Source organism: Hahella sp. HN01 (assembly GCF_018986435.1).
Taxonomy (GTDB): Bacteria; Pseudomonadota; Gammaproteobacteria; order Pseudomonadales; family Oleiphilaceae; genus Hahella.
The window spans coordinates 1-16014 of record NZ_JAHMIN010000019.1; the positions used below are offsets into that span (position 1 = coordinate 1).

Consider the following 16014-nt stretch of genomic DNA (forward strand, 5'->3'; position numbering starts at 1 on the left):
TTGAACTAGCGCTTGAACTAGCGCCAGGGCTTCCGCCTTGTACTCGTCGGAATAACGTTGGCGAGATTTGGAGTTTGATGTTTTCTGTTTGGTCATAGTTCACCTCTGTAGCGTAGTGTACTCGCTTAACAGGGTGTCTATCATTGGTGGGTAGGATCAATATTCACCACCATGCCAATTACCCGCTTGACCGAGGCCGATTGACTGATAGGGCAAACCCTAAGTTAGTTCAGTAGGAGGGCTTCGCCAATTGAGTATCAGAATCCGTGGCGCCATGCTCCTAATCTCTCAACGCAGTTTTGGGCATCCATTCAGAAAGCGGGTATTCACATTAAAGACATTCAATCTAAGTTCAATAAAATCAAACACATAAAAACTAAGAACTTATAATGATTGATAACTGCGGCGCGTTTAAATGCTGTTATTAACCCGAACAACACTTCCCGCTATATCTGGCGCGGCGCGAACTTTCTTTGAGTTTGTACAACATCACAAATCATTACGTTCAATATCCTCAAGAAAGTCACTGACATCGTAGTTCACGCTAAAACCCTTTTTGGCCAGTAGGCCGTGAAATTCGAATTCGGAAATCCCCGCGACTTTTCCAGCTAATGCGCCGTGAATGCCACGGTCTTTGTACAAGGCGATTGCCAGTAGTTCCAGCGCTTCTTTCTCTGTGAGTTGCAGCTTTTGGGCTATTTCGTCATCTATTTCGATTTTCACGTTTCATCCTTCACAAGTTTCTGAAAGTTTTTCGGCATGGACGCGTTAAGGCGGATATGGAGGTGTTTAAGCTGAGCATCTTAGCATCTGCCCAGCCGCGTCCCCATCAGCCTTTTGCTCCTCTGTACTCCACCCCCTTGATATTTAATTGATATCTCCTTGATTTTTGCTTGGTCCCTGCTTTTCTACAATTCCTTAAAAGGCTTATCAAACAAGGCGGTTTGGCTATACGAGGGGGTTGGAGGCGGTCGGATGTGGGTGTTGTTTCGTTATCTTAATCGTCAGATTCTGACGTCGCTTTTTGGATTGACGTTTCTGCTGCTGTTTGTGTTCACCAGTACGCGTTTCGCTCAGTATCTGACTGAGGCGGCGACGGGGCAGATTTCTGCGGATGTGCTGGCGCCGATCATGGCTTATCGTCTTCCCGGTTTTCTGCAGTTGATATTGCCGTTGGCGCTTTTCCTGTCGATTTTGCTTAGCTACGGGCGCATGTATCTGGATGCGGAGATGACCGCCATTTTCGCCAGCGGGGTGAGCAAGTCCAGGCTTGTCGCCGTGACCATGGGGTCGGGGTTTACAATCGCTCTGGTGGTGGGGTCGATGAGTCTTTATCTGAACCCGCTCGGGCGGCAGCAGACGGAACGGATTTTATTGGAGCAAGCCAAGCGCTCCCGTTTTGAACTCGTTACTCCCGGACGTTTTCAACGTTTCTCCGAGGGAGAGGATGGCCGGGTGTCTTATGTGGAGTCGCTCAGCAACGATGACCGCGAGATGCGCAACGTTTTTATGGCGGAAACCGACAAGGAGAAAGGACAAACCGCAGTGCTGACTGGCGAGTCCGGGCATTTGTTTTATGACGCCGCCACAGGTAACCGCTTTCTGGTGATCAATAACGGGGCTAGCTATGTGGGAACGCCAGGACAGGCGGATTATCGCTCGGTCACGTTCGATACCTACGGCATCCGGCTTGATGAGCCGAACCTGGAGCGCGAAGCCTTCGACGAGACCATCCCCACCGCCGCGCTATGGCAGAGCGATTCGCCCCAAGCGTCGGCGCTGCTGCAATGGCGTCTGTCGCTGCCGATGCTCGCGCCTATCGTCGCCCTGCTGGCGGTGTCCTTGAGCCGAGTGAACCCCAGACAGGGACGCTTCCACCGCCTCCTTACGGCATTGCTGGTGTACGTCAGTTATCTGGGATTACTGATCTACTGCAAAAAGGCCGTCGCGAAGCAGTCACTGCCGGAGTGGCTTGGCCTTTGGGCCGTACATGTCGCCTATTTTTGCTTCGGACTGCTGCTGTTGTACGGACAGGAGATCCGCTTGCGGCTGCAGCCGCGAAGCTCAACGCCGTCGGTTTGAATGCGTGTGTCCCACTTCGTCGACATCTTCTGATTTAACGGCGATTTGAAACCTCTGCTTACGCGTAAATCACGCTCATGGTCGATCCTGCGTCTGAGTGGTTCTCCGCGGTCAACCGCCAGCCAAGACGACTGCACATGATGGAGACGATATACAGCCCAAAGCCGTTCAAGCCGGAGCGATAATGGGTGAGTTCGCGACCATTGGAAAGGGCGTCGAGCAGTTCCGGCGCCAGGCCTGAACCCGCGTCCGTCACGGCTATCTTTTCAGGGGTGATGTGAATGACGATGTTGTCGTCGGTGTGCTGCAAGGCGTTCTGCACAATATTGCGGATGATCATTTTGGCCATGACGCTGTTGGTGGAAAGCGTGACTTTCCGGGTGATTTCCAGATCCACGCGGGTATAGACGGGATAGTCTTCATACAAGTCCTCCAGCACCTCTTCCACCAGGCCGGGAATGGACACGACCTGTCGACCCTCCCCTTCCTCGGACTTTTGCGCCATCATCAACAGCACCTTAACGTTGCGCTCCATTTCCTTATTGGCCTGACGAATGCGCATCAAGGTGGCGGCGTCTTTCTCCTGCAACTGCGCCCGCCTTTCTAACACATCAAGCGCGCCGGTGATGACGGCTATCGGCGTGCGCAGTTCGTGACTGGCCAGGTTTACGAACGCCTGCTCCCGCTTGATAAAGGTTTCCAGTTCATTCAGGAATTGATTGAAGACATCGGCGATCGCCTGTAGTTCGCAGTCTGAATATTTGGTCTGCAGACGCGGCATATTTTCTTTCACCGCCGTGCCTTTGATGCTTCTGGCCAAGTCCCGCAGCGGGCGGATGATGCGACGACTGCTGACTTGCGACAGAATCAGACTGCCGCCCAAGGTCAGCAGACTGACCAGCAATAAAACGCCGTCGAATATCATCTCCCTCGCTTCCAGTCGAGAGATATCCTTAGCGATATAGAACTTGCCGGCGGACTCGCCGCCAATATTCACCAGATAGGTATGATCGTTCTTTTCCACTTCCCCCATAAACGGAAAGCCCAGGCCGTCAAAGATGCTGGGCAGCGCGACGCTGTCGCTGTAATTGGCGGGCACAAACACAATATCGATATCCCCCGCTTCCCAGGCGTAAGGGCTTTCTAAACCATAGTGGCTGGCGACAAACTCCTTCTCTTCGGAAAAGTTTCGGTCCAGCGTCGCTTTCTCCAACTCTTCGTTTAACAGCAGCACGATAGCAACCATCACACTGATGGTGTAAAAGCTCATTAATATGTAGGTTTTTCTGATCCTGTTCGCGATAGATGTCATACCGGTTTATTTAAAAATCCTGATTCCATTTCCAACGTACAAATTCATTTTTATATCGGCACAAGCACGAGCAACGCCCCCGGCGGGGAGACAAATGCATAAGTCGCGACAATAAGGGCGCCTCACGCCGCGCCTGCAATGCCGGCGATCATATTGCTGACGCTCCCGAAGACAGTGTCCGTCGACAACCATCATCGAGCGCTGTGTGACAGGGGTTCGTTCACGATAGGACTGCGATCCGATTTTTTTCCTTACATACTAATCAGGGCCGCAACAACGGATTATCAAAATTACGTCAAGAAAATATCAATTTGGGGAATTGGGGGGGTGAATGTCTTCGGGTCCGTTAGTGTCTTGTTTCCTTCAAGTAACCCGAGTTGATCATCTGATGTTTAATGAGCGCCTGGGACTGCTTCAGGGCTTCATCGATGCTCATTTTGTTTTCCAGCACATTGGCGAAGTTGAGGCTGATTTGCGCGCCGAATGAGGAGAACTCGTTGATGCTGACGTATTGCGCGCCGGTGTATGGTACTGGGAGTGCGGAGACGTTGCTGGCGTCCGAGCGTTCAATGGCGTTCAGCACCAGATCAGAGAACGGCGCCGCCTCATGGTAGGCCGGGTTTTCATAGGTGGAGCGGCGTGTTCCCGGCGGAACCGCCACCCAGCCTTTGGTTTTCGCAACGAGGTCAATGTATTCCTTCGAAGTGGCCCAGGTGATAAATTTCTTCGCCGCCGCTTTGTGTTTGGACGCGGCGGGAATCGCCAGCGACCAGGCCCACAGCCAGCTTTGATCCACCTTGCCTCTCGGCGCAGGCGCAAACCCTGTTTTATCGCTCACCTGGGAGAACTCTGGATTATAGAGAAAACTCGCCGCTACGGTGGCGTCGATCCAGACGGCGCAATGGCCTTGCGCGAACAAATCCAGGCTTTCCCGATATCCCAGACTGGTAGGGTTCGGCGGGCCTTGAGTGGTAATCATATCCACATAATAATCCAGGGTCTGACGCCACTCTTTTGAATCCAGTTGCGGCGCCCAGTTCATATCAAACCAGCGCGCACCAAAGGCATGCGACAGAGAAGATAACAGCGCTACGTTTTCTCCCCACCCAGGCTTCCCTCTCAGACATAGCCCGTAAACCTGATTGTCAGGGTCATGCAGAGATCGCGCAATCAGCTCAATATTCGCGAAAGTTGGATGCTCGGGCATCTCCAGTCCGGCTTTTTTCAGCAGATCCTTGCGGTAATAGGTCATGATGCTCTCGCCATAAAACGGCAGCGCATAGAGCTGATCTTTGTAGGCAAGCGATTGCCTGACCGTTGGTAAGATGTCATCAAGACGATAGGCCGTCGGCAGCGGATCGAGAGGAGATATCCACCCATTGCCCGCCCATAGGGGGATTTCATAGATGCCGATGGTCATCACATCAAACTGGCCGTCGGAAATGGCGAGATCGCCCAGCAGACGTCGTCGTAAAGTGCTTTCGTTGATGATTCGCCAGTCGAGTTCGATATCCGGATTTTGCACTTCAAACGCCTTCGCCAGCCCCTGCATGATCACCATGTCGGGATTATTCACGGTGCCGATAACCAGTCTGATTTTGTCATCGCCGCGATCCACATTGGGCAGCAGGCCGTATTCAAAGCGCAGCCGGTCCAGCGTCCCATCCTCGCGCATTTTTCTGAGGCCTTGATTGAACGCGGTCACCCACTTGTCAGCGGACACGCGATTGTTTGCAAAGGCGATATGAAATTGTTTGTCGGCGAGGGGCGGATAGACAAAATCCAGCTTCCCGATGTAGTGCGGGCGGTAACCGACGATCAGATCCGCCGCCGTGAACTTATCGATCAGCACGAACTGGATGCGGTTGATCGCCAGCTTGTCGATGTTTTGCAGTTCGCTGGTGACTTCCTCGATTTGAATGCCGGGAATGCTGCGCAACTCCTGCAATGTGGATTCGCCCCGGACTTGCCCGATAACGCCGCCGGACAAGCCGCTTAGCGCCTGCATTAAATTCACGGAGGGCGGCACGGAATATTGAAAGTAATTGTCCTTGCGTTTCAGAATCCCGATGGAGTCCCCCGGGAAAGGATCGCTCAACCGAAACTCCTGCTGCGAAAAGGCGCCCGCATAAACCGGCACAATGCCATCGACCTTGCCGCGCTGCGCCATCGCATTGGCTCTCGCCCAGGGATGAAACGAGATATGAACGGTCACGCCGGAGCGCTTGAACGCCTCCGTCACCACCTCATGGGCATAGCCGTTCTTCCATAAATTCACGCCAATGTAGGGCTCTTTCTCCCCGCTCACCAGCTCGACTACCGGCTCCGCTCCCTGCGCCGACATCCACCCGCAAAGAAGCAGGCATAAACAGCGCTTTATTACCCTATGCAAGGCCATAGCTGATTCCTCCGGCGTCGCGTCTAACGACATTGCCCAACATTCCTTATTACTCCCTCTCCACTACGCCATTTTTCATCAATACGCGTCAACGCCTTTCTGACGCAACCTTTCCGCAATATTGTGCGACGCCTGCACGAACTCAGACATATGGGACAATTCCTGCTCCAGATTAATCGGCTTGCCAGTGAGTTTTCGCTCCAGCAGGACGGACAGCTTTTTACCGATAAAGTCGCCAATCTGCTGAAATTCCTCCATCTGGATAAACTGAATGCCCCGGTATGGCACGGGCTGAATGCTGGGGCGTTCGAAATCCGCGCTTTTGATGGCCTTCAGCGTAATATCCGCAAAGCTGGCGTACTCGCGGTACGAGGGGTTTTCATACAATGCGTGGCGGGTTCCCGGCGGCGTCTGCGAGATACCGAAATTGCTCTCTACCAGCCGATGATAGTCATCAGAGGTCGCCCAGCTCACGAAACGCCAGGCCGCGTCTTTATGGAGAGACCCTTTCGGCACGGCGAAACCCCAGGACCACAGCCAATTGGTTCCCCTGTCGGTGACCTGCGAAGGCGCGGCGGCGTATCCCACCTGAGGATAAAAGGAGGCCTGGGCGATGGCGCCGCCAGCGGCGGTGGAATCCACCCAGATGTCGCACTGGCCCGCGACAAAGGCCTGCAGGTTTTCGGAATAGCCGTTGTTCCAGGAAGACGCCAGGCCGTACTCCGCCATCATGGATAAGTAGAATTCGATGGTCTGATTCCAGGCCGGCTCCGCCAGCGCCGAACGCCATTTTTCATCAAACCAGCGACCGCCAAAACCGTTCAACATGGTCGCCAGGATAACGACGTTCTCCCCCCACCCCGGTTTGCCGCGCAGACACAATCGCCCATGCTCCCCTTGCGACTTCTGCCGCAACTGCGCCAGGGCTGATTCAATGCCGCGCCAAGTCGGCTGCGGCGGCATCTGCAGGCCATAGCGACTCAGTACATCCTTGCGGTAATAGGTAATAGAACTTTCACCATAATACGGCAAGGCGTAATACTCGCCGTCGTAGCGAAACCCTTCGATAATCTCGGGAATCCACTTCTTCATTTCGCCATCGGATTGATAGGCCGCCGGCAACGGCGACAAACGCCCTTTGCTTCCCCATATGGGCGCTTCAAACAAGCCCAGGGTATAGACATCGTATTGGGCGCGCTTTTGTTTACTGTCGCTGGCCTGCATACGTCGCAACACGGACTCATCCACGATTTTCCAGCTAATTTGAATGTCCTGATTCTGCTCTTCGAAATGGTGCGACAGCGACTTCATGTTCAACATATCCGCATTGTCGACAGTGGCGACGACAATCTCGACCGCCTGACTTGGAACGCTTGCGAACAGCGTCGCCAGACTTAACATCAACAAGGTTACAAACGGATAGTTATAGTTACCGCGGTGCTTCATGGCGTTTCTCTCTGGTTAAAGCAGCTCCTCACCGCTGCGGCRATTTACTTCCACAGCGACGCGACCTTTCTGCAGGCGACAAGAAGCCCTGGCCCAAAAACGCGACGGCTTTGGGCGGGTTAACTTGTCAGATAGAAGATTCAGATATCAGGAAAACAGGGAGCGTCGTCAGTTCGGTTTTTGACGTCGCAAAGTTTGGTCCATTGCTATAACAACAAGGGGAAACGGGCTTATCCGTGATGATGACAGGGACTGAACGCCAAGATGGAAACTGAAGACAAAGAAAACGTCTGTTTTGACTTTCATGACAGCGCCTTTGTTGTAGTTATTCTGTTAACAACCAGCCTGCCCCTTACATCAAGCGCCGATACTGACGCTCGCGGGAGAGCCTGAGAGTGTAATCATTAGACAACGGACGCCTATCTGGCTCAAATACTAACCAAGGGAATTACCTGTACATTTTTGTGCATTGTTTTTATCTGTTTTCCGGGTTGAGTCGCAGAAAAACCAAACCGGTTAATTCACGCTACACTAACTGTGCAGAAAGATTTTCCTTATCAACCCGACACAACAAATCGGCATTCCAGCGGCCCCCTTATGAAAGCAATCGGCATCATCAGCATCCTACTGGCGCTCCTCTACGTCGCTTACCTGTCCGTCGAACACAGCGAAGAAGCGGAGCGCCAGAAAGAGAAAGCCGAACAGCAGATCGATCAGGCCCAGAAGCAGATTGAAGAAGCCATGGAGAAGAACCGGGAGCGATTGGAGCAAGGGGCGCAGTAAGCTAGCTGATCCTGCCCCCCTCAGGCTCTAGTTAAGAAGACTCCTGAGTGAGAGGTGCGGATTGAAACTGGCGCAACAGCCGAAAAAATGCAGCCATCGCATCCTGTTCCCCGAAGTGCTTCAGAATCATGTTACACCAGCCAACAGTTGAACTCCCCTCGTGCAACTCCTTGGCGACAAAGAGATCAAACGCAGTCAGCAGCTTATCATCCTTCGCATCATTCCGCCCCACAACCCAACCGTTTACGAACGACATCAAGCAAGGCAGATCGTGATTCTGAAGCCACAACCAAGGCCTTTTTTCGACTTCGAACAACGCCTCAAGCAGCGGCTTGTCTCTCAGGTTGATGACGTTAATGGGGTACGTGTCGCGTGGATCTTTTTCCATGGGGAAGTTCCTGTCATGCAGAATTTTGGTCTCGCCTAATTTCTACTCCAATAGTGTCAACTCCTACATGCATAGGATATGAACGTAACTCTTTATTCACTTTAATCCATACGGCGATCTCAAGGGTATATCAGAGGCCGCCAAAAATAATCATCCGATATTCGTAGTACTACGATGCCGGAATCAGGTTAAAAATGGAGTAAAAACCAATCATGAATAAAGTCAGGAATAAAACTATTTGGCTCTCCTGCGCAGCCATAACTGGCGCCTTAGCGGCATCCAGTGTCCACGCTTTTGATTACAGAGCATTCTGCGACTACAAAGAATATGTCAGTCCCACACTAGGGCCTACTGATCGCCTAAACTCCAGTGTCCAGGACGATCCCCACCTGCATTGTTATAATGAACCCGGTAATGCGGTGCACCTGACCTATGCGCCAAAATCGAGAATACCATATATATATAACGGCGCTTTTTATACGAGCGCTTATAATTGGGCCCTGTATTATGCTCAAGTCTCTCCGGTTGTATATGACTATACTTACGGCAGTTACTCCCTGGCCTATTACAATGGCTTTGTTATATATAACCAGTCTCCCATTGACTCTATCGCTCATGTCGACTTATCGGCCAGTCCACTATTAGACGCTATTAAAAAAGGTGAAATAGGCACTGTCCAAAGCTTACTCGATAGCGGCGTGGACCCCAACGAAGTGGTCGTCGTTGAAGATAACAGCCTGACGCCAACCAGACTCACTGCTTTAACCATTGCTGTATTGGCGCTTGATGAAGAAATCATTGAGCTGCTCATCAACAAAGGCGCCCGTGTTAGCGACGCCTCAGAAATTTTAAACCAGACTGGCAGCCATCTGGATAAAAGAACCCCGTTGGGCATGGCGTCTCACTATGGTTTAACGCCCATCATGAAGATGCTTTTGGATCAGGGCGCCGACCCTAATTCAATGGAAGCCAGCGTCGCGGTTGGAGACGCCAATGCGCCGACCGTGTTGATGACGCCTCTCGATATTGCACTGCTAAAAGAGAAATCGGACGCCGCCAATCTACTCAAGCAACACGGCGGCGTTGCGACGAGTGTTTCCGAAACCGGCACGCCATTGCTCTATCCCGGAGCGGAAGGCGCCAAAGTAGGCGATGGTATTTCCTATATCACTGGCAAAGCCACCCTGGAGTCCGCCATTGATACGACCGCTCTTGAAATTGAAGAAAAAGGCGTGTCGTTGACAGAGAATCATGACGACACCATTAAAACTCGCTCTCAATACACCAAACTTCTGACCGACACAGCGAAAGTAACCGGCAGCGGCGTGGGCTGGAGCGTGTCTACAACCAACAACTTCCTGCAAAGCCAGGAGTACAATGAGGAGCACCTCATATTTAACGTTCGATATATGGCGACGTTAAAAAAACTTGAAGCGAAGAATGAGCAATCCAATCCCATTCGACTGACCGACGCCGCGCTTGACTATCTGCAACAGAATGGCGGCCAGAAGTTTCTTGATCTCTATGGAACTCACTTCATTAAACGCATTAATTTAGGCGGCTCATTTTTGGGGCAATACAACCTGAGCTTTTCCTCCAGTGAAAAGAAAAATGAGTTTATCAATACATTTAGCGGCAACTGGTCCAATGGTAATCAGGCTGTAGGTTTCAGTAATGAGTTGAAGCGGGAAACCCGAGAGTTTGGAAGTCAGGTTTCATTGAGCTCCAGCTGGATCAGCTTCGGCGCAAACCCTAGAACCGCCGGAGAAAAACCCAGCACCGATCCGTCATCAGATGATGATGGTGGATTGTATGCCCTCAAAGCCGATTTTATTAATACGCTTGCCGCCAACGCCGACAACGACCCTGAGCTGCTTAACAAGCAAGCGATGACGGCCTACCCCTGGTCTTCTCTGTACCAGATACAAATGCTCGCCGAAGGCAAAGTGATGAAGTTTACAGAGCATGGGTGGGTGCAAATCAACAGTGAGCCGGTTCATGTCGATGGCATTCAGCTTTTGACGACGCCCAGCGCCGCGGTTGTTGAGGCGATCAGCGAAGAAATGCAGGCGCTGGATAAACTGAAAGCGGATGTCAAAGACTTCCTGGATCGTGGCGAGTTTGTGGCGCAGAAAGACGGCAGTGATCTGAAGGACATTCAGACAAAAATATCGAGCGCTATTTACAACATCGAGCAACTGCCTTACGACCAACTCTGTAAATTAACCCCCGCCAGCTTTTCCCCTTACAAGATGAGCGGGATATTACAAGCTACAGCAGAACCCTATATGAACGGCTTGACGCCGGTATGGGTTACATTCCAGCAAAACAATGGTCAGTTTGACCCTAATATCGCTGAGACCAAGCACTACTACCTCTCCCCTGACAAGCATATAAATGCGATTACACAGCGGGAAATTGGCCATGACAAAACCTTCGGCGTTGACATCTGGACCGGGGGCAATGGACTGTCGCTGTTTGTTGACTTGAGACACACCCGAACTCAGACCAATACTGTGGACTGGAATAGCATCTACTTCACTCCTCACGCCAGCTTCAATGCGAACGGCGTGCCTGTAGGGCTTCCTTCTTCAGGCGTGGTTCATAGCAATGTGCATGGCGGCTTTGGCTGGGCCTGGGTCGGCCGCCCGCCCCTGCAACCCACCCTGCTTTCCAGTTTGATCTATGAAAAAATGGAGTATGGTTTCAACGGCTGCTCAATCAGCTACGGCGCCACGCAAACCAACATCACTGAGGAAGGCATGATCAAGCTGGCCCGGGAAGCTAATGCCGACGGCTTTGTCTACCACCCCAGCCTTAAACGGGGCGCAGTGTTGACCGAAGCGTATGACCGCTCCTGCCAGAGCCCCGCCAACCAGTCCTGGCCGCTTTACTTGAAGAAGCTTCCGCAGGTTCAGTTCCAAAAGATGGATTATGGCTTCAATGGTTGCCCGATCAGCTACGGTTCACTGAAAAGCAATGTGTCCGAGGGCGACATGATTAACATGGCGCGAGAAGCCTCGGCGGATGGATTTATATTCCATCCGTCACTAAAGCGCGGCGCAATTTTAACCGAACCCTATGATCGCTCCTGTCAAAGCCCAGCCTCACAATCCTGGCCTCTGTATCTGAGTGAATAAAAAATAGTTCTAACTCAAACCGCGGCGACATGTTAATCCATGTCGCCTTTCTTGAGTGCTTAGAGGCGTTTTGCAGCGCCCTCTAAGCTTTTTCGTCCGTCTTATACCTCCGACGCATTCAGTGAAAAAACATATTTCTCTATAGCGTCGAGTATCTTCATGGATTTAACCGTTTTCGCCTTGTCGATAAGAGAAATAAGGTTGTCCAGGGTTTCCTGATTTGGCTTAACAAACCAATAAGATTGATAGTGAAGTTCGAACCATTCTCTTAGCGCACTTTCTGGCAGGTCGGACTCAGGATTCTTTAGATGGACATTTAGAAGAATGACCAGATAGTCCCATTTGCTTTTCTTCCTGGCTATCTTGACGATACGTCTATGCCGCCCTGTATCATTGCTCTTCCACAACAAGCTGACAACATCCTGGGCGCTGTAGTCTTCTTCCGCCGCCAAAATCTCACTCGCTATGCGCGCCTCTGATTCTGAGCCGGCAATCATCTTGTCTTCAAACCAGGCGGGAGGCATACAACCAAGGTTCCCCGCCGCCCTGACGACGGCGCTGCGAACTCGCGGATCATTTGAGCTTTCGAAGTGGCTCACGTGCGCCCAATCGCCAGCATTGCCGACTTCAGACAAACCTAGTATTGCCGAAACGAGTTTTCTGGGGTTATCAGATTGCAGATGATTTATGTAGAAATCCGCGAAATTAACGGCTGACAAACGCTGAAGATAATACTTGCAGGTATTTCGGATGCCTTTGCTTTGATGGAGCAGGTTGGCGAGCAGGAGCGGTTCGGCGTCATTTGGAAAAGCCTCCACAACTGCGTACAACGCCCTTTTACATATTAAAGGCTGTCGATCCGCGGCTAAGGTTTCCAGAAGCGCATATTGAGACTGTGGACTCTCCAGTCTGTGAATGAGATTAAACGACTTGCCCCGGATCACCACGTCTTTGCTCGCTGTCGAGAGCTGTAGCAGTGCGCCTGGATCGTATGAAAATTCCGTTAATACCTTGAAGGCCAGCCGCGCCAGTTTGTAATCCGCGTCTTTGACTGCTGTGGCCAGCGCCTCGTGTCCTTTATCTGAATCAAGGCGGTCTTTCACCGCGCGTTGGATAGCGCTCAAATCACGTCGTGTCTTGTTGGTGAGCTGATCCACAAGGTGCAAATACTGGATGAGCTGACTTTCCTGAAGCCGCGGAAGATTTACGGCAGTGACGTCAAACGCAATCTGGCTGACCTGTGACACCCAGTCGTTGGCTCGCACAAAGGAGACTCTTATCGCAGTCTCCATGTCCGCCAACGCCAGTCGCTCAAGCGCCCGCATACGGACATAACCGTTATTGTGACAACAGAAAAGCGTGAGCGCCGTAACGAGGAGTCTTCCCTCAAAGGGGAGATTATCTACCGTTGATACGGTTGCCTGAAACCAGTTTTCCAGCCAGCTTTTACAATCAGGGTCGTAATAAGCCGAGCGAATGCTTTGATCCAGCCAATGCAGGTTTAGACTGTCATGGCCGTCCAGAATGCGGGCCATTTGCTCAAGCGCCATAGTGCTTATTGTGATATCGGGATGCGCCACTAATGGCGCCAGTGCAGCAATGGCTCCAGGGCTCTCCAGTTGACTAAACATGGCCGAATTGATTTCAGCAGGCGGTGTGTTGTTCCCGGTGAAGAATGTTCTCAGCTTCCTTTTTGGTTGGGTTGGTTGAGTTGGTTGGGCTGCGGCGTAGATCTGGTGGACTATCGTTCTCTCGGCGGGCGTCAGGTTTCTCATGTATAGCTAATCTCTGCGAAGTGAGCATTACACCCTACGTAATGCTACCAGCCGTTTTTTGGCCAGTCGGCCAGACTAAGGGAAGTTCATTCGCCAGGTCAATCTCTTATTCATATCACCAGATCGGCCATTTTCCAGCTCCATCTTAAGACGGTCTTAATGCCCAGTGGCGTTTAATACCGTTTACCGAGCCAGGAATCGGCCACCTCAACCACACTCGACAACAAAAGAACAATCGGGGCATAACGTTGAAAAAATTCTCTCTGCTAACCAGTGTTCTCATGTTTCTAACGGCATGCGCTGACTCTCTTGGCTGGTTATCCAGGCCACAAGATCCTAAAGACAGGAACTATCGAGTTGAGCAGGTGCGATTTCAGGGCGGCGACGCGGATGTCACGCTGGCGGGGGAGTTAACCATACCTCTAGGGCAAGGGCCGTTCCCGGCGATTATATTGATTACAGGCTCAGGCCCTCAGGATCGCAATGAGGCGATCGCCGGCCATAAGCCCTTTCTGGTTTTGTCGGATTACCTTACCCGCAATGGATTCGCGGTGCTTCGTTATGATGACAGAGGCGTTGGCGAAAGCACCGGTACCTTCTCAAGTGAGAACAGGTGGAAGCCCACCCTATCAGATTTTGCACAAGACGCCGCCGCTGCCTACCGGTTCATGCAGAGCATCCCTGCAATCGACGTGCAGAAGATCGGTTTTCTTGGTCACTCGGAAGGCGGCTATATCGCTTCCGCGGCCGCAGAGTTTGTTCCCGCCGCGTTTATGATTTTTCTCGCTGCGCCCGCCCTTCCCTTACTCCCTGATGTGATGGCCACGCAAGTAGCGGATATCGCGCGCTCGCAGGGTAAATCTCAACAGGACATAGAGCGGGAGCAGGCTTTATGCAGGGACCTTACGGAGATACTGAGAACAAGCCCTTCCGTAGCGGATGCAAGAAGCCAAATAGAGAAACGCTTGCAGTCCCATGGCCTCACGCGGGCGGAAATAAAAGCCAACATGGAAGTATGGGGTTCGGATTGGGGACGTCACTACGCAAGTTACGACCCGCTCCCTGCATTCAGACGCTTTAAAAACCCCGTTCTGGCGCTGTTTGGCGGCAGCGACTTGCAAGTATCAGCGGCTGAAAATGCGCCCATCATGAAGTCTGTCCTGACTAATCCTGAATCTGAGGTGCTCGTATTAGACAAGCTCAATCACTTGTTTCAACCTTCGGAAACAGGACGAATAGAAGACTACATATTGATCGATATAACGATTGATCCCAGGGCGTTGAATGCGATCAGCGAATGGCTTTCTGGAATCTTGTAAGTGTGAATTTTAGAGGGCTTATTGATGTCACTAACTGATCGAGCATAATCGTCACATCAACTAAATACAGGCCCACACCACGAACCTGACCTGTTCCGGCTGATAACGGCCGCTGTCGATCAGCGCTTCAATCAACTTAATAACAGGTCCCCACTGAGTCCCGGCGAGGCGCCCGTATTCCTCAGCGAATGCTGGCCTCAGTAGTTCCGAGTAATACAAATGTGTGTAGCCAAAGTGTTCGTTAGCGCAGCCTTTCTCTTCATCTTCAAACGTTTTGATGTCCTGAATATCTCTGAGGGTTTGATAGCTGGGGTTCGCGGGCAGCCCTCTTTCCATTGCAATGGGACAGTCGCCTTTCCAGCCATTTCCGATGCCGAAAAGTAAAACAGACCCTCTGTCGCACACGTCTATTAACGGCGAGAGATTCAGGAGCCCAAACCAGTGCTCACTACTGTCCGCGCTATGGGTAACTTCCACCCAACCATCGATATCAATACCCATGTCAGTCTCCCAGATCTTTGTCAGCCTTATTCTCCATACCCTCCCCACGCAACACCTCCTCCAACTCCTTCCGCACCGGCATGGGCTTAAACGCGTTGACGTTGGCGCCGCCGGTGTTGCCGATGGGGAGGCGGCCGGTCAGGTGGCCGAGTGGGGTTAGGAGCAGGCGCCATAGTTGGCCGAGGATTTCTCGTTGATCTCGTTTCGCCCACCCTACCCGCAGCATCCAGAGGTGGACGTGAAAGTGCCAGCCCAGGCGGCGTTGTCCCAGAACGTGGGCGTTTTCCAGATGTGCAAACGCGACGTCGAGACGGCCCTGGCGCCAGTTATCCCGCGCGGCGTTCATTTCTGCGGAGAAGGCTTGTCGCAACGTCGTCATAAGCCTGAAACCTATTGCGTCATAAGGGGTTTACACGTATAGGATAGGTCTCTGAAGTAAAAATTTCATAATTCGCTGACGGCCAGCTTCACTAATCTGGCCACTTCGTTTACTTCGTCCTGGGTATGAAACCTGAGCTCGATCCATTGCGAATTCAGCGATCTTTTGGGATGAACGGTCGAGTCTTGCGGATGCATGAGTTTTTCTTTTTTGATGTGCTTTTTCGTCAGTTTCAGATCCAGCTCATGATCGTGATGAAAATGCGCGAATTCTTTGCCGTTGTAGTGCAGCGCCGAGCCGCCCGCCACCGGCGAGGGCTGATCTTTTACGCCTGATATTTTTTCGACCTCTTCTATCAATATCTCTCTCAGCGAACGCATCTCATTGAATCCTTTTTAACTTCCAGTACATAACAATCTATTTGTGCGACTTTGAATAATCAACAACCGCCTCATCTAGTTCCAGAAAGGCTACGCCAGCCACTGGCGCGG

General features: G+C 51.8%; 13 protein-coding genes. 4 read left to right on the top strand and 9 right to left on the bottom strand.

All coding sequences use genetic code 11. From position 1 onward, the window contains the following. Positions 1 to 489 precede the first annotated feature (489 nt). Entirely contained in the window at positions 490 to 723 is a 234-nt protein-coding gene (locus tag KP814_RS18185) for a UPF0175 family protein (protein ID WP_216738082.1), read from the bottom strand. Positions 724 to 975: 252 nt separating this feature from the next. Here KP814_RS18185 and lptF point away from each other — a divergent pair, with 252 nt between their 5' ends. Further along, a complete protein-coding gene (lptF, locus tag KP814_RS18190; RefSeq protein ID WP_216738083.1) occupies positions 976 to 2082 on the top strand; it encodes an LPS export ABC transporter permease LptF in 1107 nt (368 codons plus the stop codon). A 58-nt stretch (positions 2083 to 2140) separates the two neighbouring features. Here the strand turns inward: lptF and KP814_RS18195 are convergent, their stop codons facing one another. The 3 genes from KP814_RS18195 to KP814_RS18205 all read right to left on the bottom strand — a co-directional run bounded on the left by KP814_RS18195 (position 2141) and on the right by KP814_RS18205 (position 7238). Beyond that, a complete protein-coding gene (locus KP814_RS18195) occupies positions 2141 to 3352 on the bottom strand; it encodes a HAMP domain-containing sensor histidine kinase (protein WP_216738084.1) in 1212 nt (403 codons plus the stop codon). A 388-nt stretch (positions 3353 to 3740) separates the two neighbouring features. After that, complete coding sequence (locus KP814_RS18200; RefSeq protein ID WP_216738085.1) at positions 3741 to 5825, bottom strand: extracellular solute-binding protein; 2085 nt, start codon at positions 5823 to 5825, stop codon at positions 3741 to 3743. Positions 5826 to 5870: 45 nt separating this feature from the next. Beyond that, complete coding sequence (locus KP814_RS18205; RefSeq protein ID WP_216738086.1) at positions 5871 to 7238, bottom strand: ABC transporter substrate-binding protein; 1368 nt, start codon at positions 7236 to 7238, stop codon at positions 5871 to 5873. A gap of 597 nt (positions 7239 to 7835) precedes the next feature. Between KP814_RS18205 and KP814_RS18210 the strand changes: the two genes are divergently transcribed. Beyond that, positions 7836 to 8021: a hypothetical protein gene (locus KP814_RS18210; protein ID WP_216738087.1), complete on the top strand. Its 186-nt coding sequence runs from the start codon at positions 7836 to 7838 to the stop codon at positions 8019 to 8021. Positions 8022 to 8052: 31 nt separating this feature from the next. Here the strand turns inward: KP814_RS18210 and KP814_RS18215 are convergent, their stop codons facing one another. Continuing rightward, positions 8053 to 8409, bottom strand: a complete 357-nt coding sequence (locus KP814_RS18215; protein ID WP_216738088.1) for a hypothetical protein — start codon at positions 8407 to 8409, stop codon at positions 8053 to 8055. A gap of 212 nt (positions 8410 to 8621) precedes the next feature. Here KP814_RS18215 and KP814_RS18220 point away from each other — a divergent pair, with 212 nt between their 5' ends. After that, the gene (locus KP814_RS18220) at positions 8622 to 11549 is read left to right on the top strand and encodes an ankyrin repeat domain-containing protein (protein ID WP_216738089.1); all 2928 of its coding nucleotides are present in this window, start codon (positions 8622 to 8624) and stop codon (positions 11547 to 11549) included. Positions 11550 to 11650: 101 nt separating this feature from the next. Here the strand turns inward: KP814_RS18220 and KP814_RS18225 are convergent, their stop codons facing one another. Then, on the bottom strand, positions 11651 to 13324 hold the full coding sequence (locus tag KP814_RS18225; RefSeq protein ID WP_216738090.1) for a HEAT repeat domain-containing protein: 1674 nt from the start codon (positions 13322 to 13324) through the stop codon (positions 11651 to 11653). 281 nt (positions 13325 to 13605) lie between these two features. Here KP814_RS18225 and KP814_RS18230 point away from each other — a divergent pair, with 281 nt between their 5' ends. Beyond that, entirely contained in the window at positions 13606 to 14643 is a 1038-nt protein-coding gene (locus KP814_RS18230; protein ID WP_216738091.1) for a S9 family peptidase, read from the top strand. A 60-nt stretch (positions 14644 to 14703) separates the two neighbouring features. Here the strand turns inward: KP814_RS18230 and KP814_RS18235 are convergent, their stop codons facing one another. The 3 genes from KP814_RS18235 to KP814_RS18245 all read right to left on the bottom strand — a co-directional run bounded on the left by KP814_RS18235 (position 14704) and on the right by KP814_RS18245 (position 15903). Beyond that, on the bottom strand, positions 14704 to 15144 hold the full coding sequence (locus tag KP814_RS18235) for a hypothetical protein (protein ID WP_216738092.1): 441 nt from the start codon (positions 15142 to 15144) through the stop codon (positions 14704 to 14706). Position 15145: 1 nt separating this feature from the next. After that, the gene (locus tag KP814_RS18240; protein WP_216738093.1) at positions 15146 to 15523 is read right to left on the bottom strand and encodes a DUF3703 domain-containing protein; all 378 of its coding nucleotides are present in this window, start codon (positions 15521 to 15523) and stop codon (positions 15146 to 15148) included. Positions 15524 to 15588: 65 nt separating this feature from the next. Continuing rightward, positions 15589 to 15903, bottom strand: coding sequence for a luciferase family protein (locus tag KP814_RS18245; RefSeq protein ID WP_216738094.1), 315 nt, complete (start codon positions 15901 to 15903; stop codon positions 15589 to 15591). Between the last annotated feature and the right edge of the window lie 111 nt (positions 15904 to 16014).

Coding starts and splice junctions, on each gene's coding strand:
- KP814_RS18200 (WP_216738085.1), bottom strand. CDS start 5,825: ATGTCGTTAGACGCGACGCCGGAGGAATCAGCTATGGCCTTGCATAGG.
- KP814_RS18215 (WP_216738088.1), bottom strand. CDS start 8,409: ATGGAAAAAGATCCACGCGACACGTACCCCATTAACGTCATCAACCTG.
- KP814_RS18195 (WP_216738084.1), bottom strand. CDS start 3,352: ATGAGCTTTTACACCATCAGTGTGATGGTTGCTATCGTGCTGCTGTTA.
- KP814_RS18240 (WP_216738093.1), bottom strand. CDS start 15,523: ATGACGACGTTGCGACAAGCCTTCTCCGCAGAAATGAACGCCGCGCGG.
- KP814_RS18225 (WP_216738090.1), bottom strand. CDS start 13,324: ATGAGAAACCTGACGCCCGCCGAGAGAACGATAGTCCACCAGATCTAC.
- KP814_RS18210 (WP_216738087.1), top strand. CDS start 7,836: ATGAAAGCAATCGGCATCATCAGCATCCTACTGGCGCTCCTCTACGTC.
- KP814_RS18220 (WP_216738089.1), top strand. CDS start 8,622: ATGAATAAAGTCAGGAATAAAACTATTTGGCTCTCCTGCGCAGCCATA.
- KP814_RS18205 (WP_216738086.1), bottom strand. CDS start 7,238: ATGAAGCACCGCGGTAACTATAACTATCCGTTTGTAACCTTGTTGATG.
- KP814_RS18235 (WP_216738092.1), bottom strand. CDS start 15,144: ATGGGTATTGATATCGATGGTTGGGTGGAAGTTACCCATAGCGCGGAC.
- KP814_RS18245 (WP_216738094.1), bottom strand. CDS start 15,903: ATGCGTTCGCTGAGAGAGATATTGATAGAAGAGGTCGAAAAAATATCA.
- lptF (WP_216738083.1), top strand. CDS start 976: ATGTGGGTGTTGTTTCGTTATCTTAATCGTCAGATTCTGACGTCGCTT.
- KP814_RS18230 (WP_216738091.1), top strand. CDS start 13,606: ATGTTTCTAACGGCATGCGCTGACTCTCTTGGCTGGTTATCCAGGCCA.